This window comes from Gemmatimonadota bacterium (assembly GCA_016720805.1).
Classification (GTDB): Bacteria; Gemmatimonadota; Gemmatimonadetes; order Gemmatimonadales; family GWC2-71-9; genus Palsa-1233.
Genome location: JADKJZ010000001.1, coordinates 101,929 through 124,437, shown reverse-complemented (window position 1 = coordinate 124,437; position 22,509 = coordinate 101,929). Strand labels below are relative to the sequence as shown.

Genomic DNA, 22,509 nt, shown 5'->3' with positions numbered 1-22,509 from the left:
ATCGGCGGGGCGTCATGACATCGGGACGGCGGGATTTGAACCCGCGACCCCTACCACCCCAAGGTAGTGCGCTACCGGACTGCGCTACGTCCCGGACTCCCCTCGGTTGCCCGCGAGGAACGGGGGCAAAGCTAGTCGCCCCCGGGGCGAGGCGAAAGGCGGTGCGTTGGCCGATTCCGCGCACCGACCTATCTTCGGCCCACCCCAGACCGAGGCCTCCCATGTCGAGCATCGTCCCCCTGCACGCCCTGACCCTCGAAGGCGACCCCGAGGCGCCCGCGCTGGTGCTGATGCACGGCCGCGGGAGTGACGAGCGCGATCTCTTTCCGCTCGGTCGCATGCTGCACCCGCACGCCACCATCGTCTCGGTTCGGGCCCCCTTCCCCGCGGCCCCCTGGGGCTACGGCACCGGCTACGCCTGGTACCGCTACATCGCCGGCACGACACCGGACCCGGAGTCGTTCGAGTGGGGCCAGCAGTCGCTCACGGCGTTTCTGGAGACGCTCCCTGCCCGCTTCGACGGGCTGCCGGGGGGCATCATCCTCGGCGGCTTCTCCCAGGGCGGCACGACGGCGCTGGGGCAGCTCCTGCGGCATCCCGGGAGCGTGCGCGGCGTGATGGTCTGCAGCGGCTTCCTTGCCAACCATCCCACGGTCGCGGCGACCCCCGAGACGGTCGGCACGACGCCGATCTTCTGGGGCCACGGCACCGCCGACGCGGCGATTCCGCACGAGCATGGTGCGGCCGGCCAGCACGCGTTGCGGATGGCGGATGCGCGGCTGACCGCGCACTCGTATGAGGGGATGGGACACACCATCGGGTCGGCCGAGGTTGCCGACATGAAGGCGTGGTTGGCGTCGCTGGGGTAACTGCCCAGCGTCAGGCCGCAGACTCCAGCCGAGCGAGCGCCCGCGCCCGCTCGTACTCCTGCACCACCCCGGTGAAGATGGACTTCCAGTCGCGACTGACCGCCGTCGCTTCACCGCCCGCCGCCAGGCGTCGCCTCAGGCCGCCATCATCAAGGAGCCGTCGCAGTCCCTCGGTCAGCGCGCTGGCGGAATCCGGCTCGACCATCCAGGCATTGACGGCATGCTCGGCGAAATCGGTGACGCCTCCCGCACTGACCGCGAGCGACGCCACGCCGGAGGACATCGCCTCGAGCAGGACATTGCCGAACGTCTCGGTGCTCGACGGGAAGGCGAAGAGGTCGGCCGAGGCGTAGCACGCCCCGAGCGCGTTGCCGGTGCGCACGCCGGCCATCACCACCCCGGGCGGCGTGGCGGCTCGCAACTCCGCCTCAAGTGGACCGGCGCCGATCAGGACGAGGCGCGGGTCGTCGTCGCGCGGCCCCAACTGACGCCACGCGTCGAGCAACAGGTCGAGGTTCTTCTCCGCCGCGAGCCGACCGACGTAGAGCACCATCGGCTGATTCAGCGCGACACCGAACTCCGCACGCACCGAGGCGTCGCGATGCGCGGGCGTGAATTGCGCGCGGTCGACGCCACGACTCCACAGCGCCGTGTGACGGACACCGCGCACGTGCAGGTGGCGCTCGTAGGGTCGCGAGGGGCAGAGCACTCGCGTCGCGTGCCCGTAGAACCAGCGCAAGTATTGCCACCCTGCCGGCATCAGCCAGTCGAGATGGTAGCGGGAGGAGTAGCGCTCGTAGTCGGTGTGCGCGGACGCGATCACCGGCAGGTCGAATTCCCGTGCGAGTCGCACCCCGGTCGTGCCCATCGCGAACTCCGTCGCGACATGGACGAGATCCGGCCGGAACGCCGCGAAGTCTGCGCGGATCGTCGACCACTCCGGAAAGCCCCAGCGCACGTCGGGATAGAGGAAGAGCCGGCGCGACGGCGTCCGACAGATGTTGGAATCGTCGAGATGACCCGGCTCGAGCGGATAGTCTGGCGCGTAGACCCTGACCTGGTGGCCCCGTTGCTCCAGGGCCTGGACGAGGCGCTGCAGCACAAGGGAGACGCCACTCACCATCGGTCGATAGACTTCGGAGAAGAGTGCGATGCGCATGCGAGAGAAGATCTCGGCAGCGCGTCACATTGGGGTGACGGGCGCGGCACGAGTGGCGCCACGCCACGTCACGCCTCACCCCGCCAGGGCGACACCGGCGACCGTGGCCAGCGCGATCAGCTGCCCGATCAGCACGTCGCCGGGATAGTGCACCCCGAGCGCGACGCGACTCCAGCCAATCAGCACCGCGGCCGGCACCAGCAGCGGGGCGAGGCCGGGCCATGTCAACGCGTAGCTCAGGGCGACCGCCAGCGCCGCGGTGGCATGCCCGGAGGGAAAGGAGAAGCGATCCGGGCAACGAATCAGCGCCGTCGCGTCGGGCCGCTCGCGATTCACCATCCGCTTGAGCGCCTGCACGATCAAGTGCGAGATCGTGAGCGCCAGGGCTGCCCGGATACTGATCGCGCGAGGCCACGGCCCCACGAGCAGGGGAATCAGCACACTCGCGATCGTCACGACCGCGCCGCCCGCATGCGTCACCACGATCCACCCGCGGCGATGCGCGTCGCCGGCGTGCTCGCCGAGCGACCAGCGGTCCAGCAGGCGGCGATCATGGTGATCGAGCTGTTGCATCACGCGCAACGGAATCGTCATGCGGCCACCGCCGTGGGAGCGGCGATGCGGGGAGCCACGGTGAACGCCTCGCGCAATGGCCGTCCGCTCCAGCCCCCCGGCGGGGCGATGCCAAAGAGCCAGGGCACGGTGGCGCAGACGTCGAGCGGCGAACTGCCGGCCGGCAACAGCCCGGCGCGCACTTGGCCACCGGCCATGACGATCGGAATGGTGACGTCGTGGGGGTGCGTGCTGTCGTGATCATCGCGTCGCTGCCCACCGCCGCCGTGGTCCGCCAGCGCAATGAGCACGGAGCGCGGGTCGTCGAGGACTGCGCTGACGTCGAGCAACCGGGCCATCGCAGTATCGAGCCGGCGTGCGGCGGCCCGGTAGTGGGGCGACATCCATCCCCACGCGTGCCCAGCCTGATCGGCATCGGGCCAGTGCAGGTAGGTCACGCCGCGGGACGCGGCTCGCAGGGTCGGGAGCGCGCGGTCGAGAATGCCCTCCGCCTCATGTCCGCCGAAGATCGTCCGCATGCCCAACTGCGCCGCGAGCAGGGTCCCGAGCGTGCGCGTGCCCCATGGCAACGCGCGCATGTGGCCCACCATCGGCACGCCACCGGTGGCCAAGGCGCGTGGCAGCAGCGTCAGCCGGTGGCCAAGCCGCGGACGTAGTGTGGTCTCGCCAACGATACCGTGCACCGTCGGCTCCACCCCGGTAAAGAGCGAGGCAAGCGCAGCCGCGGTGACGCTTGGTTGCACCGTCGTGCCGGCGAGGGTGTGGCTGCCTGACGCGGCCAGCCCGCTCAGGCAGGGCAGCCAATCGGGGGTGATGAGATCGGGGCGCAATCCGTCGAGGACGACGAGGATCACGCGATCAATGCCACTGGGTGCGGACACGGCCAGCCTCCTCGGAAACGAGCGCGGTGCGTGACACGCATGAATGTGGCGGTCGATCAGCACGATCGGATCACGACGCGGTCGCGGCCGCGTCGCGCTCCAATCCCGATCAGCTACATCGGCACGAAGCCGTGACGCAATCGTCGCCGGTTCGTGCGCGAGGCCACGGAGACTGCGGGGATGACTCGCCCACTGCGCCTCCTGGTCTGTGCCGACACCTACCCCCCGCAGGTCAACGGGGTCTCCGTAGTCACCGCCCTCTCGGTCGAGGGGCTGCATCGGCGCGGGTGGGAGGTCGCGGTGATCTCCCCGCGCTACCCGGCGGAAGCGTCCGACGTCTTCCGGGATGTGGCGCACGAGGGCTCGCGCTCGCTGAGCGTGCGCGTGCGCAGCGTGCCGCTGCCGGGCTACCCCGAGATTCGCGTCGCCGCCCCCTGCCGCTCGGCGGTACGAACCACCATTCGGCGCTTCCGGCCTGACCTGGTCCACTCCGCGACCGAGTTCATGATCGGTTGGACCGGACAGCGCGAGGCGGTCCGACACGGACTCCCGGCAGTCTCCTCCTACCACACGGACTTCTCCCGGTATACCGAGGCCTATGGCGTCCCACGCTTGCGGCCGGCCGTGCAACGATATCTCGGGCGATTCCACCGCCGCAGCGCGCGGGTCTATACGCCCGGGATGGTCGCCCGGGAGGAGCTGACGGCCTTGGGGGTGTCACGGGTGGAGGTCTGGGGGCGCGGCGTCGACCTCACCCAATTCAATGCAGCGCAGCGGGATCCCGCAGCAGTCCGGCTTCCGGGAGTCGACCCCGATGCGTTCCTGTTCCTGCACGTCGGGCGACTCGCCGCGGAAAAGGGAGTCGAGAGGATTCTGGACGCATACCGCCTCGCGAGCAGCAGCCTCGCGGGCCGCCGCCCCGTGCACCTGATCGTGGCCGGCGACGGTCCCGCACTCCCCGCCCTTCGTGCCGCGGCTCCCGCCGGGGTGACCTTCCTCGGCAACCTCGATCGACTGAAGGCCCTGCCGGCCCTGTACGCCAGCGCCGATGCCTTTCTCTTCGCCTCGCACACCGAGACGCTCGGCCTGGTGATCCTGGAGGCGATGGCGAGCGGCCTCCCGGTGATCGCCGCACCGGCGGGTGGGGTCGCCGACCATCTGCGCCATGAGGAGAATGGGCTGGCCTATCCGCCGGGGGATGTCACCGCCATGGCGGAAGCGCTCGAACGGATGGCGACCAACCCGGCGCTGCGGACAAGGCTGGCGCAGGGTGCTCGTCGGACCGCCGAGGCCCTCTCGTGGGAGGCTGAGCTGGACCGTTTGGCCGCGAGCTACGGCGAAGTGATTCGAGGGGGCTGAACGCACAACGGCGTCTCCGAGGAGACGCCGTTGCGGGTGTTGCGAGGTTTTGTGCATCGACAGCAGAGCCACTGGTCAGATTTGAACTGACGACCGCTCGATTACGAATCGAGTGCTCTACCCCTGAGCTACAGTGGCAGGCTCATTCGATGCCCTGGCGCGGATTCGAACCGCGACGCCTTGCGGCACTACCCCCTCAAGATAGCGTGTCTACCAGTTTCACCACCAGGGCGCAGCGGGGAGAACATAGTGGCCGCTGCGCCGGGGGTCAACGCCCGCGGCCGCCCGTCTGGAAGGTCACCTGGACGCCGATGTTCATGACCCGCTCGGTGAGCGTCGGCTCATTCCGCCGGGTGAAGCTGCCCTGATAGAAGTCGACCATCGGCCCGAGCCCCACCGCGCGCGAGAGGGCGATGTCGTAGCCGGCACCCACGTTCCACGCGAAACCGGTCTCGTAGGTGCTGGAGCCGTTGTTGTAATCGATGCCGCTCCGGGCCATGCCACCACCACCCTTCACGTACAGGCCGGCATCACGCATCGGGTAGATCTGGGCACTGATCAGGAAGGCCGCAAAGCTCTCGGTGCCCTCGGGGACCTCACTGCCCCAGGCGAAGATCTCGCCGCCAATCCGGGTGGTGGGGTTGGGCGTGCCACCGAAACGGAGCGAGATCGTGGGCTTGGTGAGGCCATCGCTGTAGTCGAGGCCATCGCTGTACTTGTATGACTCGCGACCGGCGCCGAGGCCGGCACCGAAGTAGAAACCACCACGGGCGGCCTCGGGGGCGAGTTCCACGATGCCGCGGTCGCGCTCGCGACGCTGGGCGGCCAGGGGAGAAATGGTGCCGGCCGCGAGGGCGAGCAGGGCGAGAATCAGCATGGGACGACGCATCGTCGGCTCTCCAGAGCTTGTCGTGTCTGTGCTACGATGCCGCCAGTGGCGGCCGGGACGTTCCAGTCAGGAGCAGGGCCTGTGCCACTGCGATATCTTCCATCGCCACAACGGCTTGGCGAATTTCGGGGCGGGTCCGCTCCGGTCGGACTGTCCTCTCGGAGGGTCACTGGTGTCCCCAACTCGACGCACCCTGCTCGGCATCACGGTCCTGCTCGCGGCCGGCGGCGCGCTACGGCTCGCCTTTTGGCAACTCTCCCGGCTCCGTGAGCGCCAGGCGACCAATGCCCTCTTCCTCGCCGGCCGTGCCTTGCCGCCGCTCGACCTCGGACAGGCCCTCCGCGACGGGACACCGCTGGAAGGGCGGGTGGCGCGGGCCCACGGCCATTTCGACCCCGCCGGCAATCTGTTGCTGCGCGGCCGGGTGAACAACAAGGCGCCGGGGCTGGAGGTGATGACGCCGTTCGTGCTGGATAGCGGCGCCGGACAGCTCTGGGTGCTGCGCGGCTTCGTGGCATCGCCAGACGCCGCCACGCCCCCCGCGGACGTCCCGCTCCCAACGCCCGGCAGCGTCACCATCACAGGGGTGATGCTCGCCATTCCGGAGACGACCGACGGGGGGCAGCCACTCACGCGTTCCGGTTTGACCACCTACCGCCGACTCGACCGCGGTGTCGCCACGACGACACTGGCCGGTGCTCCAACCGCCTACCTGTTGCTGGAGAGCGATTCCACCGGCCCCGGCGGACTGGTCGGCGTGAAGCCCCCCACGCTCGACGAGGGGCCGCACTTCAGTTACGTGGTGCAGTGGATCTGTATCGCGATCGCCATCCTGGCCTTCGGCGTCATCGCGCTGCGGCGGAGCGGTCCCGGACACGTTCCACCTCTCGCAGCACCCTGAGGACGTTCTCGCCGGCCAGCTTCCTGAGGTCGGCGTCCGTCCAGCCGCGACGGATCAGCTCGGCGAAGATCTGCGGGAAACCGCTGACGTCCTCCATCCCGACGGGAAGCTCGCTGGTCCCGTCGTAGTCGCTGCCCAATCCGACATGATCGATGCCGGCGATCGTCCGGGCGTGCTCGATGTGGTTCGCGAGCTCGGCGACGGTCGCCTGCGGCTTGGGATGCCGTCGCAGGAACCCTTCCACGGCGACGCGGCGCGTCTCGCGATCGGCGATGCTGCCGGTCGAGTCGCGCTGCATCTGCTCCCAGGCACGGATCGTCGGCGAGATGAAGGAGCCGACGAAGGTGATCATCACCACGCCACCATTCTTCGGCAGTCGCGCGAGGATCGAGTCCGGCACGTTGCGCGGATGATCGAGAATCGCGCGCGCGGAGGAGTGGGAGAAGATCACCGGCGCCGTCGCCACGTCGAGGGCGTTCGACATCGTGCTCGGCGCGACGTGGCTGAGGTCGACGATCATCCCGATCCGGTTCATCTCACGCACCACGTCGCGGCCGAAGTCGGTGAGGCCGCCGTGGGTCGGCAAACCGGTGGCGGCATCGGCCCAGTCGAGGGTGACATTGTGGGTCAGCGTCATGTACCGGACGCCGAGCGCGTAATACATCCGCAGCGCGCCGAGGGAGTTCTCGATGGCATGCCCTCCCTCCATGCCGAGCAGTGACGCGACCCGCCCGGACTTGCGGATCTTCACCACGTCATCGGCCGAGAGCGCCAGGCCGAGCGCGTCGGGATAGCGGGCAATGACTTGCCGCGCGATGTCGATCTCCTCGAGTTGCACGCGCGCATAGCCGGAATCCTTCACCTCGCCGGGGACATAGACCGACCAGAACTGCGCCCCGACCCCGCCCGCGCGCAGGCGCGGCAGGTCGGTCTGGCCGGGCGCTCGGCCGCGAATGTCGTACTTGCTCACGTCCATCTTGCTCTGCGGATTCACGCGGATCTCCCACGGGAGGTCGTTGTGTCCATCGAAGATGGGGCGATCCGCGAGCAGCGCGCGGGCGTGTCGCAGCGCGGCGTCCTCGGCCGGCAACTGGGCGGCAAGCGGGAGCGCGACGAGCACGAGCGAGAGCAGGGGGAGGCGACGCAGCATGGCTTATCTCCGGTGACGTGGGCCCAGCGCGGCGGGCAGCGGAATTCCTTCGATGGCTTCAGTCGGGCGCACGCCCAGGATGGCGGCGAGCGTGGGGGCGATATCGATCGTCCGTGCGATGGCGGGGATGCGGGCAGGCGTGACACCGGGGACACGGAAGAGGATCGGCACCCACATGTCGTTGGTGCTGGTGCCGCCGTGCGTGGTCGAGGTCTTGCCGCTCCCCCATATCCAGTCGGGGACGAGCGAGACAGCGATGAGCCACTGTGCATCGGCGGGCACTTCGCGCCGCCAGCGCATCGCGATCCCATCGGTGCGCGGCGCGCGCGCCAGCTCGCGCGGGGTGAAGACCCGCAGAACCCCTGGCATCGCGCGGACCGTCGCGGCCAGCGCCGTGCTGATCGAGTCGACGTTGATGCCGCGCGCCCGCAGATCCGCGACGTTCGCCAGCACGAAGCCTGACTCGTTCATCGCGGCGAGCTTGACACCATAGCGCTGGAGCATCGTCCGGTTGAGCGCAGTGATCGCCGTCGTGATGCTGACACGCCCCCCCTTCCCGGCCTCCGGATACTCCGTCACCCCATGGTCGGCGGTCAGGGAGATCACGACCTGATCGAGCGGCACGGTGCGGCCCAGCGAGTCGAGGAACTGGCCGAGCCAGCGATCGAGGTTGAGCATGTGATCGTGCACTTCTCGCGAGCCGGGGCCGTAGCGATGGCCGATGGCATCGAGGGTCGAGAGCGAGATCGACACGAAGTCGGTGCCCTCGCGTCGGCCGATGCCGAGCGCCTGGGTCCCGGCAATGGCCACGTCGAGGGTCAGCGAATCCATCACTGAAATGTTCTCGATCTCGCCCGAGGCCATCGTCCAGTCGGCGGGAATCGCGTGCGGAAAGGTGGTGTTCTTGCCGCCGAACTCGAAGGGGCGATCGTCGGGTTCGGGGTAGGCCGACGCATCACGGCTGAGCTGCCACGAGGTGCCGGCCAACGCCTTGATCGGGTCACGCGCGTTCCACGCCTTGAGCCATGAGGGCAGCGTGTCGGCGTAGTACTTCGAGGTGGTCCACTTCCCCTGGCTGTACCAGTAGATCGGCGCCACCTGCCGACCGACCGGGAGGATCGCAGAGCGGTCCTTGCGCGAGATCGAGAGGATGCGCGTGGCAGAGTCGCGCACCTTCATCCAGTCGGCCAGCGTCGTGCCCCGGAAACGCCAGGGCGACGCGCCGGTCGCCGTCGAGCCGAGGAGCGGTGATGCCGGATCGGGGACGCCGACATCGTTGGCGATGATGCCGGTGCTGGCCGGCGACCGACCGCTCATGATGGTCGAATGACCGGGCGCCGTTTCGGTGACGGCGTGGTCCTGACGGCCGTTCGGGTAGTAGACGCCTTCGCGCAGCAGTCGGGCGAAGCCGCCGGTGAAATCACGACTGAATTTGTCGAGATAGTCACCGCGGAGTTGATCCACCGTGATGGAAAGCACTAGCCGCACGGGCTTGCGCTCCACCGCTTGGGCCGGAAGGAGGACCGGAAGGACCAGAGCGGCAGCTAGCAGGGCGCGACGGACACTCATCAGGTCGTTCTCGCGGGTTGGGGTGGACCGGAGAAAGGCGTATCTTCGTAACGTCCCCGTCACCGCAGGACCACGAGGAAATAGCGGCCATGGAACGTAACACCAGACAGCGCGGTGCGATCCGTCGGGCCTTCCAGCGCGCCGACCGGCCGCTCAGCACCGCCGAGGTGCTGGAGCTGGCCCGCGCCGAAGTCGGTCGACTCGGCATTGCCACGATCTACCGCAACATCCGCGCGATGCTCGACGAAGGATGGCTCGTGACGGTGGAGCTCCCCGGCGAAGTCCCCCGCTACGAGTTGCACGGCAAGGCGCATCACCATCATTTCCATTGCCGCCGATGTGACCGGGTCTTCGAAGTCCCCGGCTGCGTCGGAACACTGCAGGCCATCGTGCCGGATGGCTTCACGCTCGAGTCGCACGAGATCGTGCTGTACGGCAAGTGTCCCGAGTGCACGCCGGCGCACTGAGTTGATGTCCGGCGCGCTCCCCCTGCTCTTCCCTGTGGTCCGGGGACTGATCGCCGCGACGTTGCTCCTCCTCATCGGCATTCCGGTCGCCGCCGCCCTCGTGCGCCGACACGGCCCCCGCCCCGCGCTCCCCGCGCGCGAAACGATGGATGGCTGGTTCGAGCGTCTCCCCGGCTTGCTGGCGTGGTTCCTTCTCATCTGCTCGCTGCTCCGCGGCGCACTCCAGCTGCTTTCCTTCGCCGACCCCGGCGTGCCGATCGACACCGACCTGGTGCGCGCCGTGCTGCTGGAGGGGAGCTGGGGCACGGCGTGGATGGTCCAGAGCGGCGTCGCGTTCCTCCTCCTCGCGATGGCGTGGCTGTGGCGTCGCGAGCCGCGCCGGCTCACCATCGTGATGGTGGTCCTGCTCGTGATCGCCGCCGCGGCTGAGGGAAGCCTCGGTCATGGGGCCGACGAAGTCTGGCCTGGGGTGCTCGGCCGTGCGGTGCATGCCGTGCACCTGATCGGCAGCGGACTGTGGCTTGGGACGCTCGCCATTCTCGCGCTGGTAGTCTTTCCCTCGCTCCGTCGCGAGGAGTCATTGCCGCAGCTCGCCGCCATCGTCCGTGGCTTCTCCTATCCGGCGCGGATCGGTGCGTTCCTGGTCGTCGGCTCCGGCACGACCGCCACCTGGCGCTATAGCGGGGGCGACCTGCTCGGGCTGCCCGGGGCGGTGTGGGGGCAACTCCTGTTGCTGAAGTTGCTCGCCGTCTGCGGCATCATGGCGCTCGGCTGGTGGAACTGGCGGCGGATCACGCCGAGCCTCACCGCAGGCACCCCCGCGGCCGCGACCTCGTTGCGACGCGCGATCGCCGCGGAGTTGCTGCTGGGCGCCGTCGCGCTCGCGCTGACGGCGTGGTTGATCGGGTCGCCCTTACCGCTTCCTGTCGAATAGGATCGGGCGGTCGCTATCTTTCCGGGATGCCGACGTACCTGTATCAGACTCGCCCGACCGACCCCGCCACCTCGCCGCGACGCTTCGAGGTGAAGCAGTCAATCAGCGAACCACCGCTCACGCACGACCCGGCAAGCGGCGAGCCGGTCGAGCGGGTGATCACCGGCGGACGCGGGCCCCTGACGACCATCACCGGCGGCAGCGAGCCGACCGTGGCTGGCGGGTGCGGCCCGGCATGCGGCTGTCACTGACCCTCTGCTCCACCCCTTCTCAAGGACTACCTCCATGTTGCTGACCACCTTCGCCACCTTGGCGACGCTGCTCTCCCCTGCCGACACCGTCATCCTGCGTGGCGTGGCGCTCCCCACCACCACGGCGGTACCGATGGCCACCGTGCTCGCCACCCCCACGAACTACACCAAGGCCCCTGTGCTGGTCGAGGGAGTCATCGTGAAGAGCTGCACCGTCGAAGGGTGCTGGATGCAGCTCGCGCCCAACGCAGACGAGACGGGGGTCCGCGTCACCTTCAAGGATGAGAGCTTCCTGATTCCGTTGAATGCCGCGGGGATGACGGCCAAGGCGTATGGCGTGGTCGTGACCACCAAGCACTCGAAGGCCGATGCGGACCACCTGATCAGCGAGGGCGCCAAGCTGATTCAGAACGCCGATGGCACCGCCCTCGAAGTCGGCTTCGTGGCGACGGGCGTGGAACTGCGGCGCAAGTAGCCGTTCGACACCCATGGTGAACGACCGAGGCCGGCATCCCCCAGGATGCCGGCCTCATTCGCATCTCCCGACCGCACGCTACGGCGTGGCCCCGACCCGAAGCCCGAGTCGCACCGTCCGCTGCAGGGCGATCTGCCAACCCGATGGCCGCGCATCGAAGAGATTGTCGACGCCAGCCTCGAGCGTCAGCCGATGTCCCTGCGCCAACTGCGCCGACGCGTCCCACGTCAACAGCGCGCCCTGGTCCGCGAGGCGAGTCCCCGCCGCGTCGAGGACCGGCGCCTTGGCCACATACCGCCCGGTGACATCGAGACGGAGTGCGCGGAGCCGTCGATCGGCGTGGAGTCGCACCGTGTGGGGAGCCCGCTGACTCAGCGGGAGTCCGGTCGTGCGATCGGTCGCCTGCAGCCGTTCATAACTGGCCGAGAGGTGCAGCGGCGCCCTCTGGTACGAGACAGCGAGCTCGAGCCCCTGCGTCCGCGCCCGCGCGCGATTCTGCGGCGTGTACCGCAACAGCCCGGCATCGGTGCTGCCGACGAGCACCAGGTCGATCATCTCGCGAAGTTCGTTGCGATAGAGGTCGGCATCGACGCGGAGCGCGGGCGACGGTGCCCAGGTCGCCCCGGTGAACACCTGCCAACTCGATTCCGGCACCAGCGCGTCGTTGCCCTCGACGGTATACCCGGCAGCAACATTGAGGAATCGCCATCCCAGCTCCTTGAAGCTCGGCCCCCGAAAGCCGCGCGCGGCGCCCATGCGCAGGCGCAGCGTCCCACTCGGCTCCAGCGCCACGCCGACGCTGGGCGTGAGCGCATTGCCCCAGCGGGAGTTGTGGGTATAGCGCGCGGCCATGGTGACGAGCACGGGGCCCGCCGTGATGCCGTCCTGCGCGTAGCCCTCGAGCATCGCGTCGCTCAACCGCTCACCCAGCAACCGATCGGCGGCGACCACGCGACGACGACTCGCGTCGATGCCGAGGTCGACCTGGTGCCGTGCCCCGAGGCGACGGCTGTGGCTGAGCTGCAGCCGGCGCGTCTGTTCCTCCTGCGTGGGCGCTCCGGTGTCAGCGTACGGCACGTCACCGAGAGCCTGCCGAAAGCGGTGGCGGAACTCCTGATTGCTGAGGCGGAGCCGCCAACTGCCGCCAAGTGCGTCGAGGCCGGCCTCGCTCCACGCGGTGACGCCGGTGTTGTCGTTGAACGCAAAGAACCCACCGCCCACACCCCATCGCTGCCGCTCGCGGAAGGCCGAGGCGTCGACCCGCAGCGCGACCCGTCCGACGGTGGTCCGCAGCGACCCCTGGGCATCGACCAGCCGCTGCAACGTTCCCGCCTGCTCCACCTGCCCGGGAATCCGGTCCTGCTGCCTGCCACCGATCGTGGCACGCCAGGCCACGCGGCCACCCTGTTGCACGGTGAGCGTGGCATCGCGACGGCCCAGCGAGCCGCCGTGGGTGGCGGCATCGGCGTGCAGCGCGCCTTCCGGCACCTGCGACACGATGTTGATCACACCGCCGAGCGCCTGCGATCCGTGGATGACGGAGAGCGGCCCCTTGACCACTTCGATGTGGTCGACGCCCACCGTCGAGAGGCGGGAGAGGTCGCGGTCCTCGAGCATCTGCCCGGGTGCCGGCTCGCCATCACGGAGCACCAGCACCCGGCCATCCCCGATGCCGCGGATGGCAATCCCGCTGCCCGTCGGAGGCGAGGTGGTGGCCTGCAATCCCGGCTGCGTGCGCAGGACCTCGACGACGGAGAGCGCCCCGCTCGCCAGCAGCTCCTGACGATCGACACGCTGCACCGGCATGACGATGCCGGCGGCCGACTGCGTGCGGAGCCCCCCGATCGCGATCAGATCGGCCAGCGTCGTCGCCGCCGACTGCAACACCACGCGAAGCGGCGCCGCGTGCAGACCGACGATCACGCGCATCGGGAGATAGCCGATGGCGCGGATGGCGACGGTGTCACGCAGGCCGCGCCGACGCAGTCGGAACGCCCCGCTGCCGCCGGTGATCGCCACGGGACCGCCAGGGACGAGCCGGAGCTCCGCCCCGACGATCGGCGCGCCGCTCTGCGCATCGGTCACCACGCCAGCGAGGTCCTGGGCCCGCGAACGGCCCGGCACCGCGATTGCGGCGCCACAGGCGAGCGTGAGCACCAGCACCGCGCGGCGCATTACTGGACTCGGGCGTAACGCAGCGTGACGTGGCCGCTCTCGCCACTCGTCGGATCATAGAACGAGAGGAACTGGAGCTTGTAGGTCGACGACCCCGAGCGGACGAGGTAGACGTTGAACGTCGGCGTCAGCCGATTCTGGTTGACCGGGTCGATGCCGTAAAGGAACGGCGGCTTGACGTCGGCGGTGAATCCGTTGGGGATCGGTGACGAGAGCGCCGAGAAGAAGCGGCCGTACATGGGGGCATCCGAGGCACTCGTCATGGTGGTGAACGCCTCGGTGCTCTCGAGCGGATAGGTCCCCGTCGGGCACGACGCGTCCGGGTTGACGGCCAGCGTGATCGCCGACGTGATGGCGAAGTCCCAGGTGCAGCCGCTGGTCGTCACCGTCGAGCCCGTGGTCAGCAGCACCTTGCCCGGCGCATCGGATGCCCCTGCGGGTACCGTCACGCTCTGCACGGCACCGAGCACGCCGCCCGCGGGCTGCAATCGATACTCCAGGCGGAGGCTGGCGAGCGAGAAGCCGTTCAGCGTGAGTTCGGCGACCCGGACGACCGCGTAGCCGCCGTCGGCCCGCCGGACCTTCCATGCGGCCGACGGCGACGCGACGATGGTGGTCGCATTCACGGCGCGGAACCAGGCGGTCAGGGTCTCGGCGAGGTCGGTGGAGGTGAACGCCGAGGCCGCAGGAATCGACGATGCGGTGACACCGTCAAACGAGGCCAGTTGGCTCGCCGGCGTGAAGCCGAGGATTGTTGCGGCCGGGAGGGTGCTGTTGTCGAGCACACGGACGCCGGTGACGCCCTTGGTACCGGCCACCCCGCCATTGAGGCGCACCTCGTAGCGGCGGATGGCGATGTCCCACGCCGTGCTGCTACCCGGATCGGAAACGGTGACTTCGCTGCCCGTCGAAAGGTTGAAGTAGCGGAAGTCGGTGGTGGAGGTGGCGTTGATGCTGACCTGGCCCGTGGGGCCGGGGCCGGTGGTATCGGGCAAGGTCGCTTCGCCGTTGCAGCCCATGATGGCGAAAAGGCCAAGGGCGACAAAGGCGCGCGTCATCGGAGCAGGTGTCATTGGGGACCGGACCGCGGGAAGGACAGGGTATCTCGTGTGTGTCGCCGAGTGCGGCACCACGGCTGCAACGTAGGGCGCGCGAGGCGCGCGCATAATCCGGACGAATGCCGACCGGGGATCTACGGACCGCGCGTGGGACTGCCACGGACCCCCGAACGAGGGCGCTATCTTTCCGGCTTCGCCTCACCACGCCGAACCGGTACTGGAATGACCCTCCCCCCGTTGCTCGAGGCCCTGCACGCCTGCCACCGTGCGCATCGCGCTCGGCTGGCCGCCCTGCTGGCGCCGCACGGACTCCATCCGGGGCAGGACACCTTGTTGGCGGTCGTCTGGGCGGAACCAGGACTGCGCCAGGTGACGCTGGCCGAGCGGCTCGGGGTCGAGCCGGCGACGGTGTCCCGGGTCATTGCGCGCCTGGAACGGGGCGGCCTGCTGGAACGGCGGCGTGACCCTCACGACGGGCGCCTCTGGCGCATTCATCCGACGCCACGATCGCGGTTGCTCGAGGCGATGGTCCGTCGCAACTGGCGTGAACTCGAGGACACCATCGTCGCCTCGCTCGGGTCGACCGACGCGGAGCAGCTCGGTCGCCTGCTGACGGTGACCGCCACCGCCCTCTCGACACCGATCGAGCCCGCATGAGACGGATCGCCCTGCTCGTGGTGTTCGTCGCGGCGCCGCTCGCTGCTCAGCAACCGCCGTATCGCGATGCCGTGCTCCCCACGGCCACCCGCGCCCGCGACCTGCTCGGACGGATGACACTCGAGGAGAAGTTCGGCCAGCTCTACATGCTGCCCGGCGACCTCGCCCCCGACAGCAGCCGCTTTCGCCAGGGCCTCTTCGGCTTGCAGATCGCGGCGCGCGGTGACCGTGGCGATGCCGCCGCCCAGCTGCTGACGCGCGATGCCACCGGTTCCGCGCGCGACGTCGCCACGCGGCTCAACGCCATCCAGCGCTGGTTCCGCGAACAGACCCGACTCGGCATCCCGATCATTCCGTTCGAGGAGGGATTGCACGGCCTGGTGCAATCGGGCGCGACCGTCTTCCCGCAGGCGATCGGACTCGCCGCCACCTGGGATACCGCGCTCGTGGGGCGCGTGGCCGAGGCGATCGCGGCAGAGGCGCGGAGCCGCGGCGTGCGCCAGATTCTGTCGCCCGTGCTGAACGTCGTCACCGACGTCCGCTGGGGCCGGGTCGAGGAGACCTACGGCGAAGATCCGTGGCTGACGTCACGCCTGGGTGTTGCCTTCATCAGGCCGTTCGAGGCCGCCGGCGTGATCACCACGCCGAAACACTTCGCGGCCAACGTCGGCGATGGCGGCCGCGACAGCTACCCGATCCACTACGATCAGCGCTTTCTCGACGACGTGATCTACCCGCCGTTCCGCGCGGTGTTCGCCGCCGGTGCCCGGAGCGCGATGGCCTCGTACAACTCCGTCAGCGGCGCACCGTCGACGGCCAATGCCGCGCTCCTCACCGAGACGCTCCGGCGGCAGTGGGGCTTCACCGGCTTCGTGATCGCCGATGCCGGCGGCACCGGCGGCGCCAACGTCCTGCACTTCACGGCGCGCGACTACCCGGACGCGACGCGCCGCGCGATCACCGCCGGGCTCGACGTGATCTTCCAGACCTCGTGGGATCACGTCCCGCTCTTCTACCCGGCGTTTGCCAACGGCTCGATCCCGACCGCCGCGATCGACAGTGCCGTCGTCCGCGTCCTTCGCGCCAAGTTCGACCTCGGCCTCTTCGACGCGCCGTACGTCGATGTCGCGTCCGCCGAGCGGATCGCGGCGTCGCCGGCGCATCGCGCGCTGGCCACCGAGGCGGCACGCGCCTCGATCACGCTGCTGCGCAACGTGCGCGGGACGCTGCCGCTCGATCGGAAGACGCTGCGCACCCTCGCCGTGATCGGCCCCGACGCCACCGAGGCGCGGTTCGGCGGCTACAGCGGCAGCGGGACGTCGCGCATCTCGATCCTCGACGGCATCCGTGCGGCCGGCGGCGCGCGCGTCCGGGTCAGTCACCTGGCTGGCCCGGGCCGTTCCATCACCACGCACGTCACCGTCCCCGAGACCGCCCTGCCCGGTGGCCTGCGGGGCGAGTACTACGACAACCCCGACCTCACCGGCGCACCGCGCATGATCCGCCGCGATGCGCAGATCGCCTTCGGGTGGACGCTCTTCGCACCCGACACCTCGCTCGCCTGGGACTGGTATGGCGTGCGGTGGAGCGGAACCCTGATCGCTCCGGTCACCGGCACCGTGCAACTCGGCATCGAAGGCAACGACGGCTACCGACTCTGGCTCGATGATCGCCTGCTGATCGACAGGTCGCAGCCAGGGTCGTACGCCACGACGACCACCCGCGTCCGGATGATGCGTGGGCAGCGCTACCGGCTGCGGATTGAATACGCCGAGCGCGCCGGCAATGGTCGCATCCGGCTGGTGTGGAATGCGGGCGTGCACGACGACTCCGCGCAGCAGATCGCCGCGGCCGTGGCGCTCGCCAGGCGCAGTGATGCGGTGGTCGTGGTCGCGGGCATCGAGGAGGGGGAGTTCCGCGACCGCGCCTCGCTGGCACTGCCCGGTGCGCAGGAGGCGCTCATCCGCGCGGTGGCCGCGACGGGACGGCCGGTGACGGTGGTCGTGGTGGGCGGCAGCGCCGTGACGATGCGGTCGTGGATTGATCGTGTCGGGGCCGTGATTAACGCCTGGTATCCCGGCGAGACCGGTGGCACCGCGGTCGGCGAAGTGCTCTTCGGCGACGTGAATCCCGCCGGCCGCCTGCCCTTCACGGTGCCGCTGAGTGAGGGGCAGTTGCCGCTCCCCTACCTGCATCTCCCCACGGGCCGCGGTGATGACTACGCTGATCTTTCCGGTCAACCGCTCTTCCCGTTCGGACACGGGTTGAGCTACACCACCTTCGAGTACAGTGCGCTGCAGATCGTGCCGCTCGGCCCGGCGCGGTTCGACGTCCGCGCGACGATTCGCAACAAGGGTCGTCGTGCCGGTGACGAGGTGGTACAGCTCTACCTGCGCGACGAACTCGCGTCAGTGGCGCAACCGGTGATCGCCTTGAAGGGATTCCAGCGGATCCACTTGGCTGCGGGGGAGTCACGCGCCGTGCATTTCCTGCTTGACTCGACGCACCTGGCCCTGACCGACACGCTGGGGCGCCGGATCGTCGAACCGGGGAGTTTTCGAGTGATGTTGGGGGCGTCGTCGAAGGACCTGCGCCTGCGGGGCGTCTTCCGGGTCGAGTAGCCGGCTACTCGCCCAGCTTGCCGATCGCTTCGTTCCATCCGCCAATCACCGGCCCGCCGAGGGGTGGCCGAGCGCTGTTGGCGTCCCAGCCGAAGAGCAGCTTGCAGGCCTCGCCGCAGACGGCACCCTGGCAACTGCCCATGCCGACCCGCGTCCACAGCTTGGCTTGCCGAGCAGACCACGTGGGATCCACCGTCCCGACCAAGACATCCTCGCAACGGCAGAGGATCGTGTCGGGCGCCGCGAGGTGGCGCAGTTCCTCGCGCGGAGCCACGGCCCGCGCCAGCGTCACGGCGAAGCGCCGGCCGGCATCGCGCTGCTGCACGAGCTTCGGCTCACGCGCGCCGCGCTCGTCGCCCGCCGCCGCCCGACCGGCGATCTCCCCTTCGGTGCGCGCGGCACCATCACCCGCCACGCCGGTACACTCGCCGACCGCCTGCACCCATGGAACCGAGGTGCGCTGCATCTCGTCCACCCGGATGGCATCACCGTCGAGGGCGCAGCCGAGCAGCCGCGCGAGTTCGGTGCTGGGGGCAAGGCCGCACGCGGTCGCCAGCCAATCACAGGGGAGACGTCGCTCCTTCCCACCGACCGAGAGCACCACCTCGCGAACCCGATCGTCGCCCTCCGCGCGGACGACCCAGCTCCCCGTGCGAAAGGCCGCACCGAGCGTCGCCCACCGGTACTGGGCGGCAAGCAGGAGTTTCTCGGGATCGGCCATCACATCGCCAACGAAGCGGAGCAGTTGCCCGCGACCGGCCTGCTCGGCGATGAGCCCCAGCCTCGCGCCGGCCTTGATCGCGGTGGCCGCCACGGGCCAGAGCAGCGGACCACTCCCCGCTACGACGACCCGGGTCCCGGTCAACGACAGACCGCTCTTGATCAATGCTTGCAACCCGCCGACCCCGGTGACGCCGGGGAGGGTCCATCCCGGAAAGGGGACAAAGCGCTCGACGGCCCCAGTGGCCAGGATCAGCTGATCCGCGCGCTGCACATCGACGCGGCCGCGGAAATCGACGACGAGTTCATTCGCGGAGGGGGCATCGATCACCCGCGCCTCGCTGGCCACGGTGACCCGAGCGGCGCGGACGCGATCGAGCAGCTGCTGCGCGATGACCGGCAGTTCCGCCGTCCGCCGATGGCGCCAGATCTGACCGCCGAGCGCGCGTCCCTGGTCGATCAACAAGACCTGCTTGCCCCCTTCGGCCGCGGCAGCCGCTGCTGCGAGTCCGGCGGGGCCGCCACCGACCACGACGACGTCCATCGCCCGGCGGCGCGTCACGAGGCTGTCTCGACGCGCATGCCGTCGCGCACGCCGACCAGGCAACTGCGCACTTCCGTCGCGCCATCGATCCGCACCCGGCACTCGTGGCAGCTCCCCATGCCGCAGATGGGGGCACGCGGCGCGCCGTGCTGATCGCGACGAAACGCGGTGATCCCAAGCCCCAGCAGCGCCGCAGCGACCGTGGCGGAGGCGCTGACTCGGCGCGGCACCCCGTTGACCAGGATGGTGACGTCGTCGGTCATGCCGCCACCTCGAGCGAGGGCATCGCGCGGTCCGGGCGGAAGGGTGCCGGATCGACGGGCGGCGTGGTCCCAAGCAGTCCCGCCACGATCAGGTCGGCAGTGCCCGGCGCCATGGTGATCCCGAGGCCTTCGTGCCCGGCAGCGATCCAGACACCGGGGATGGCGGGCCATGGGCCGATCAGCGGCAGCTTGTCCGCGGTGGCCGGGCGGAAGCCGACCCAGGTGCGAAGTGCGCGCAGCTGCGCGATCGCCGGCAGGTACTCCGTCGCGCGAGCGAGCATCGCATGGACCAGCGGCCGGTTGATGGTCGGGTTGGTGCCGACGAGTTCACGTGAGGAGCCAATGAGCAACTGCCCGTTCCGACGCGGTTGCACGTTGAAGGCCACCGACGCACCGCCGAAAGAATGGGCGGAGTGCAAGTAGCCGAGCTCGACGAGTTGGTGATGCACCGTGCCGGGGCGCCGATCGGTGATCACCAGATGGCCGCGCCGCGGCACGATCGGCAGCCCGGGCACCAGCGATGGACTCTCGACGCCAGCAGCGACCACGATCGCGCCGGCCTGCAGCACTTCACCGCTCGCGAGCGTCACGCGGCCGGCGGCGATGCTCTGCACCCGCGACGGGGCGTGCGCCACGGCGCCGAGCGCCACTGCCAAGCGGAGCAACTCGCGCGCGATGGTGGGTGGATAGCAGACCGCGTCGTCACGGACGAGGAGGGCGCCGGCCAAGCCGTGCCGAAGCGCCGGCTCCTCACGCTGCAACTGGGCGGCGGTCAGCAGCTCGGCATGCACCCCCGCCCTGCCATACCCCGCGATGCGGTCCGCCGCGCCCTGCAACTCGGCATCATCGGCCGCGATCCATAGGGTCCCACAGCGATCCTGCTCGGCATCCGGTGGCAGCGTCTCGGCGAGCGCGTGCCATCGCCGCCGGGAGTGCGCGGTGAGGGCGAGTTGCGCGGGAGAGTCGTCCATCACGACGAGGTGCCCCATCGCCGCGCCGGTGCTGCCACTCCCCGCGAACGCCCCCTCCACGAGGGTTACGCGTGCCCCAGCCTCCGCCAGCGCCAACGCCGTGGCGGTGCCGACGAGTCCGGCGCCGATCACGATCACGTCAGGCGCCGGCGCGGTGCTCATGCGAGGCCGAGGCGGAACGGATCGGCGGGATCGAATCGGAGGGTGCTGCTCGCCGTCACAAAGGCGTTGCCGCGGATAAAGGGAATCAACGCGTCGCCCTCGCGTTCGACCCAGCCGACGAAGCGGGAGCCCACGATGCTCTCCTGCCGCCACGGCATGCCGGGCTCGAGCATGCCATGCGCCACCAGCGCCGCCATCTTCGCGGAGGTACCGGTCCCGCATGGGGAGCGATCATACGCTGCTCCCGGGCAGAGGACGAAGTTGCGCGAGTCGGCATCGGCGCGCTGCGGCGGCCCGAAGAGTTCGACGTGATCGATCAATTCGCCGTCGGCACCGGTGATGCCGGCGGCGATCAGCGCGTCACGAATCGCCGTCGCCGCCTGCAGCAGCGCGGCACGATTGGCGAGCTCGAGGGTCGGCGTCGGGATCGAGGCAAGGAAGAACCAGTTGCCGCCCCAGGCCACGTCGCCGGTGACGCGCCCAAGACCGGGGACGTCCACCGAGGCGTCAACGCGGTGGCAGTAGGACGGGACGTTGCGAATGGTCACCTCGCCATCCTCGGCGAGCACGGCAGAGACCGGTCCGACGGGGGTGTCGAGGTGCACCGTGCCGGGCGTGATCCGCCCGAGGAATTGCAGCGTCCGCACGACGCCGATCAGGCCGTGGCCGCACATGCCGAGATAGTCGACGTCGTTGAAGAAGACGACGCCGGCGACGGCGTCCGGCCGCACTGGCGGCGTCAGCAACGCGCCGACCACGGCCTCGTGGCCACGCGGCTCAAGGACCACCGCGCGGCGCAGATGATCGTGCGTCGCCCGCATGGCGTCGCGACGCGCCGCCATCGTCTCGCCCGCGGGCTGCGGCCAGCCACTCACCACGACGCGCGTCGGCTCTCCCTCGGTGTGGGAGTCCACCACCTCGATGGTGAGCGGCAGCGTCATGACGCGGCCACCGGCCGGCTGCCGAGCGCCTGCCCGATCACGGCCATCGCCATCTCGCGCTCGGCCCCCTCGACCACGCGACGCGGCGCGCGCACCCGCTCGTCGCCGAGACCGACTTCCTGCTGGACCAGCTTGATCAACTGCACGAACTTCGGCACGGTGTCCATCCGGAGGAGCGGGAGGAACCAATCATACAGCTTCCGCGCCTCGGCCACCCGTCCGGCGGCGGCGTGTTCGAAGAGCAGCACCGACTCGTCGGGGAGGGCGTTGACCAGGCCGGCGACCCAGCCGCGCGCCCCCGCGGCGACGCCTTCGAGCAGGGCATCATCGAGTCCGACGAAGAGCGCCAGGCGATCGCCGAGCAACGCGCGGAGGGCCGTAATGCGCCGCACATCCCCACTCGAGTCCTTGATGGCGTGCAGATTGGCGTGTTCGCAGAGCTGGCGGACATGCTCCGGAATGAAGTCCGTGCCGTAGGCGATCGGATTGTTGTAGAGCATGCAGGAGAGCGGGGTCGCCGTGATGATCGCCGAGACATGGGCACGCATCTCGGGCCAGTCGCCCTGATAGACATACGGCGGCAGCACCATCAGGCCATTGCAGCCGGCGCCGGCGGCCGCACGCGCGAGCGCAACGGCCTCCTCGGTGCTCAGCGAGGAGATGCCGGCCACGACGGGGACCCGATCGCCGACCGAGGCCACCAGCGTCCGGAGTACTTCGACCTTCTCGTCGAAGGTCAGCGTCGCCCCTTCGCCGAGCGAACCGAGCGCCACGATTCCGCGGCAGCCGGAAGCGATGAGGCGGCGCGCATGGCCGCTGAGGAAGCCGTGGTCAACCTTGCCGTCCGGTCCGAACGGGGTGGTGATCGCGGGGAAGACTCCGTGCCACTGCTGGGCGGTCATCGACGACATGGTGGTTCC

At 69.7% G+C, this 22,509-nt stretch carries 22 protein-coding genes and 3 tRNA genes; 9 read left to right on the top strand and 16 right to left on the bottom strand.

Translation table 11 applies throughout. From position 1 onward, the window contains the following. Window positions 1-20: 20 nt before the first annotated feature. Window positions 21-94: transfer RNA gene (locus IPP98_00660), tRNA-Pro, on the bottom strand. A gap of 127 nt (window positions 95-221) precedes the next feature. Here IPP98_00660 and IPP98_00655 point away from each other — a divergent pair. Then, window positions 222-869 carry a dienelactone hydrolase family protein gene (locus IPP98_00655; GenBank protein ID MBL0177623.1) on the top strand — a complete coding sequence of 216 codons (648 nt, stop codon included), beginning with the start codon at window positions 222-224 and terminating at the stop codon, window positions 867-869. A 10-nt stretch (window positions 870-879) separates the two neighbouring features. Here IPP98_00655 and IPP98_00650 read toward each other — a convergent pair whose 3' ends face one another. From IPP98_00650 to IPP98_00640, 3 genes are all read right to left on the bottom strand, one after another. Then, window positions 880-2,028: a glycosyltransferase family 1 protein gene (locus IPP98_00650; protein MBL0177622.1), complete on the bottom strand. Its 1,149-nt coding sequence runs from the start codon at window positions 2,026-2,028 to the stop codon at window positions 880-882. Window positions 2,029-2,103: 75 nt separating this feature from the next. Beyond that, on the bottom strand, window positions 2,104-2,622 hold the full coding sequence (locus IPP98_00645; GenBank protein ID MBL0177621.1) for a phosphatase PAP2 family protein: 519 nt from the start codon (window positions 2,620-2,622) through the stop codon (window positions 2,104-2,106). Next, a complete protein-coding gene (locus tag IPP98_00640; GenBank protein ID MBL0177620.1) occupies window positions 2,619-3,482 on the bottom strand; it encodes an alkaline phosphatase in 864 nt (287 codons plus the stop codon). Before IPP98_00640 ends, IPP98_00645 begins: the two co-directional genes overlap by 4 nt. A 180-nt stretch (window positions 3,483-3,662) precedes the next feature. On the opposite strand from IPP98_00640, the gene IPP98_00635 reads away from it, so the two are divergent. Continuing rightward, on the top strand, window positions 3,663-4,841 hold the full coding sequence (locus IPP98_00635; GenBank protein MBL0177619.1) for a glycosyltransferase family 1 protein: 1,179 nt from the start codon (window positions 3,663-3,665) through the stop codon (window positions 4,839-4,841). A 66-nt stretch (window positions 4,842-4,907) separates the two neighbouring features. Here IPP98_00635 and IPP98_00630 read toward each other — a convergent pair. The 3 genes from IPP98_00630 to IPP98_00620 all read right to left on the bottom strand — a co-directional run bounded on the left by IPP98_00630 (window position 4,908) and on the right by IPP98_00620 (window position 5,730). Continuing rightward, window positions 4,908-4,979, bottom strand: a tRNA-Thr gene (locus IPP98_00630). A 12-nt stretch (window positions 4,980-4,991) separates the two neighbouring features. After that, window positions 4,992-5,073, bottom strand: a tRNA-Leu gene (locus tag IPP98_00625). A gap of 36 nt (window positions 5,074-5,109) precedes the next feature. Continuing rightward, window positions 5,110-5,730 carry a hypothetical protein gene (locus tag IPP98_00620; GenBank protein MBL0177618.1) on the bottom strand — a complete coding sequence of 207 codons (621 nt, stop codon included), beginning with the start codon at window positions 5,728-5,730 and terminating at the stop codon, window positions 5,110-5,112. Between the two features lie 172 nt (window positions 5,731-5,902). Here IPP98_00620 and IPP98_00615 point away from each other — a divergent pair, with 172 nt between their 5' ends. Continuing rightward, window positions 5,903-6,631, top strand: coding sequence for an SURF1 family protein (locus tag IPP98_00615; protein MBL0177617.1), 729 nt, complete (start codon window positions 5,903-5,905; stop codon window positions 6,629-6,631). Here IPP98_00615 and IPP98_00610 read toward each other — a convergent pair. Together IPP98_00610 and IPP98_00605 are read right to left on the bottom strand one after the other, a co-directional pair. Further along, window positions 6,576-7,781, bottom strand: a complete 1,206-nt coding sequence (locus tag IPP98_00610; GenBank protein MBL0177616.1) for a dipeptidase — start codon at window positions 7,779-7,781, stop codon at window positions 6,576-6,578. The genes IPP98_00615 and IPP98_00610 overlap by 56 nt on opposite strands. Before the next feature lie 3 nt (window positions 7,782-7,784). After that, a complete protein-coding gene (locus IPP98_00605; protein ID MBL0177615.1) occupies window positions 7,785-9,350 on the bottom strand; it encodes an alkaline phosphatase family protein in 1,566 nt (521 codons plus the stop codon). Between the two features lie 89 nt (window positions 9,351-9,439). Here IPP98_00605 and IPP98_00600 point away from each other — a divergent pair, with 89 nt between their 5' ends. From IPP98_00600 to IPP98_00585, 4 genes are read left to right on the top strand one after another with little or no spacing between them, the layout of a single operon-like run. Further along, window positions 9,440-9,817: a transcriptional repressor gene (locus tag IPP98_00600; protein ID MBL0177614.1), complete on the top strand. Its 378-nt coding sequence runs from the start codon at window positions 9,440-9,442 to the stop codon at window positions 9,815-9,817. Between the two features lie 4 nt (window positions 9,818-9,821). Then, the gene (locus IPP98_00595; protein ID MBL0177613.1) at window positions 9,822-10,751 is read left to right on the top strand and encodes a CopD family protein; all 930 of its coding nucleotides are present in this window, start codon (window positions 9,822-9,824) and stop codon (window positions 10,749-10,751) included. 26 nt (window positions 10,752-10,777) lie between these two features. Next, window positions 10,778-11,002 (top strand): zinc ribbon domain-containing protein, encoded by a 225-nt coding sequence (locus IPP98_00590; protein ID MBL0177612.1) that lies wholly within the window; start codon window positions 10,778-10,780, stop codon window positions 11,000-11,002. Window positions 11,003-11,036: 34 nt separating this feature from the next. Further along, window positions 11,037-11,477 carry a DUF4920 domain-containing protein gene (locus tag IPP98_00585; protein ID MBL0177611.1) on the top strand — a complete coding sequence of 147 codons (441 nt, stop codon included), beginning with the start codon at window positions 11,037-11,039 and terminating at the stop codon, window positions 11,475-11,477. A 78-nt stretch (window positions 11,478-11,555) separates the two neighbouring features. Here the strand turns inward: IPP98_00585 and IPP98_00580 are convergent, their stop codons facing one another. Both IPP98_00580 and IPP98_00575 read right to left on the bottom strand, forming a co-directional pair. Beyond that, complete coding sequence (locus IPP98_00580; protein MBL0177610.1) at window positions 11,556-13,652, bottom strand: TonB-dependent receptor; 2,097 nt, start codon at window positions 13,650-13,652, stop codon at window positions 11,556-11,558. Beyond that, on the bottom strand, window positions 13,652-14,725 hold the full coding sequence (locus IPP98_00575; protein MBL0177609.1) for a hypothetical protein: 1,074 nt from the start codon (window positions 14,723-14,725) through the stop codon (window positions 13,652-13,654). Before IPP98_00575 ends, IPP98_00580 begins: the two co-directional genes overlap by 1 nt. Before the next feature lie 207 nt (window positions 14,726-14,932). Here IPP98_00575 and IPP98_00570 point away from each other — a divergent pair, with 207 nt between their 5' ends. Continuing rightward, the gene (locus tag IPP98_00570; protein ID MBL0177608.1) at window positions 14,933-15,367 is read left to right on the top strand and encodes a MarR family transcriptional regulator; all 435 of its coding nucleotides are present in this window, start codon (window positions 14,933-14,935) and stop codon (window positions 15,365-15,367) included. Then, the gene (locus IPP98_00565) at window positions 15,364-17,988 is read left to right on the top strand and encodes a glycoside hydrolase family 3 C-terminal domain-containing protein (GenBank protein ID MBL0177607.1); all 2,625 of its coding nucleotides are present in this window, start codon (window positions 15,364-15,366) and stop codon (window positions 17,986-17,988) included. Before IPP98_00570 ends, IPP98_00565 begins: the two co-directional genes overlap by 4 nt. A gap of 4 nt (window positions 17,989-17,992) precedes the next feature. Here the strand turns inward: IPP98_00565 and IPP98_00560 are convergent, their stop codons facing one another. From IPP98_00560 to IPP98_00540, 5 genes are read right to left on the bottom strand one after another with little or no spacing between them, the layout of a single operon-like run. Next, window positions 17,993-19,270: an NAD(P)/FAD-dependent oxidoreductase gene (locus IPP98_00560; GenBank protein ID MBL0177606.1), complete on the bottom strand. Its 1,278-nt coding sequence runs from the start codon at window positions 19,268-19,270 to the stop codon at window positions 17,993-17,995. Then, the gene (locus IPP98_00555; GenBank protein MBL0177605.1) at window positions 19,267-19,515 is read right to left on the bottom strand and encodes a (2Fe-2S)-binding protein; all 249 of its coding nucleotides are present in this window, start codon (window positions 19,513-19,515) and stop codon (window positions 19,267-19,269) included. Before IPP98_00555 ends, IPP98_00560 begins: the two co-directional genes overlap by 4 nt. Beyond that, window positions 19,512-20,648 carry an FAD-binding oxidoreductase gene (locus IPP98_00550; GenBank protein MBL0177604.1) on the bottom strand — a complete coding sequence of 379 codons (1,137 nt, stop codon included), beginning with the start codon at window positions 20,646-20,648 and terminating at the stop codon, window positions 19,512-19,514. Before IPP98_00550 ends, IPP98_00555 begins: the two co-directional genes overlap by 4 nt. Then, complete coding sequence (locus tag IPP98_00545; protein MBL0177603.1) at window positions 20,645-21,589, bottom strand: proline racemase family protein; 945 nt, start codon at window positions 21,587-21,589, stop codon at window positions 20,645-20,647. The genes IPP98_00550 and IPP98_00545 overlap by 4 nt, the downstream gene beginning before the upstream one ends. Then, complete coding sequence (locus tag IPP98_00540) at window positions 21,586-22,500, bottom strand: dihydrodipicolinate synthase family protein (GenBank protein ID MBL0177602.1); 915 nt, start codon at window positions 22,498-22,500, stop codon at window positions 21,586-21,588. The genes IPP98_00545 and IPP98_00540 overlap by 4 nt, the downstream gene beginning before the upstream one ends. Window positions 22,501-22,509: the final 9 nt, after the last annotated feature.

Excerpts from the sequence above, each read along its gene's own strand:
- IPP98_00655 (MBL0177623.1), top strand. The coding sequence starts at position 222 with ATGTCGAGCATCGTCCCCCTGCACGCCCTGACCCTCGAAGGCGACCCC.
- IPP98_00650 (MBL0177622.1), bottom strand. The coding sequence starts at position 2,028 with ATGCGCATCGCACTCTTCTCCGAAGTCTATCGACCGATGGTGAGTGGC.
- IPP98_00645 (MBL0177621.1), bottom strand. The coding sequence starts at position 2,622 with ATGACGATTCCGTTGCGCGTGATGCAACAGCTCGATCACCATGATCGC.
- IPP98_00635 (MBL0177619.1), top strand. The coding sequence starts at position 3,663 with ATGACTCGCCCACTGCGCCTCCTGGTCTGTGCCGACACCTACCCCCCG.
- IPP98_00620 (MBL0177618.1), bottom strand. The coding sequence starts at position 5,730 with ATGCGTCGTCCCATGCTGATTCTCGCCCTGCTCGCCCTCGCGGCCGGC.
- IPP98_00610 (MBL0177616.1), bottom strand. The coding sequence starts at position 7,781 with ATGCTGCGTCGCCTCCCCCTGCTCTCGCTCGTGCTCGTCGCGCTCCCG.
- IPP98_00605 (MBL0177615.1), bottom strand. The coding sequence starts at position 9,350 with ATGAGTGTCCGTCGCGCCCTGCTAGCTGCCGCTCTGGTCCTTCCGGTC.
- IPP98_00600 (MBL0177614.1), top strand. The coding sequence starts at position 9,440 with ATGGAACGTAACACCAGACAGCGCGGTGCGATCCGTCGGGCCTTCCAG.
- IPP98_00595 (MBL0177613.1), top strand. The coding sequence starts at position 9,822 with ATGTCCGGCGCGCTCCCCCTGCTCTTCCCTGTGGTCCGGGGACTGATC.
- IPP98_00590 (MBL0177612.1), top strand. The coding sequence starts at position 10,778 with ATGCCGACGTACCTGTATCAGACTCGCCCGACCGACCCCGCCACCTCG.
- IPP98_00585 (MBL0177611.1), top strand. The coding sequence starts at position 11,037 with ATGTTGCTGACCACCTTCGCCACCTTGGCGACGCTGCTCTCCCCTGCC.
- IPP98_00580 (MBL0177610.1), bottom strand. The coding sequence starts at position 13,652 with ATGCGCCGCGCGGTGCTGGTGCTCACGCTCGCCTGTGGCGCCGCAATC.
- IPP98_00575 (MBL0177609.1), bottom strand. The coding sequence starts at position 14,725 with ATGACACCTGCTCCGATGACGCGCGCCTTTGTCGCCCTTGGCCTTTTC.
- IPP98_00570 (MBL0177608.1), top strand. The coding sequence starts at position 14,933 with ATGACCCTCCCCCCGTTGCTCGAGGCCCTGCACGCCTGCCACCGTGCG.
- IPP98_00565 (MBL0177607.1), top strand. The coding sequence starts at position 15,364 with ATGAGACGGATCGCCCTGCTCGTGGTGTTCGTCGCGGCGCCGCTCGCT.
- IPP98_00555 (MBL0177605.1), bottom strand. The coding sequence starts at position 19,515 with ATGACCGACGACGTCACCATCCTGGTCAACGGGGTGCCGCGCCGAGTC.
- IPP98_00550 (MBL0177604.1), bottom strand. The coding sequence starts at position 20,648 with ATGAGCACCGCGCCGGCGCCTGACGTGATCGTGATCGGCGCCGGACTC.
- IPP98_00545 (MBL0177603.1), bottom strand. The coding sequence starts at position 21,589 with ATGACGCTGCCGCTCACCATCGAGGTGGTGGACTCCCACACCGAGGGA.
- IPP98_00540 (MBL0177602.1), bottom strand. The coding sequence starts at position 22,500 with ATGTCGTCGATGACCGCCCAGCAGTGGCACGGAGTCTTCCCCGCGATC.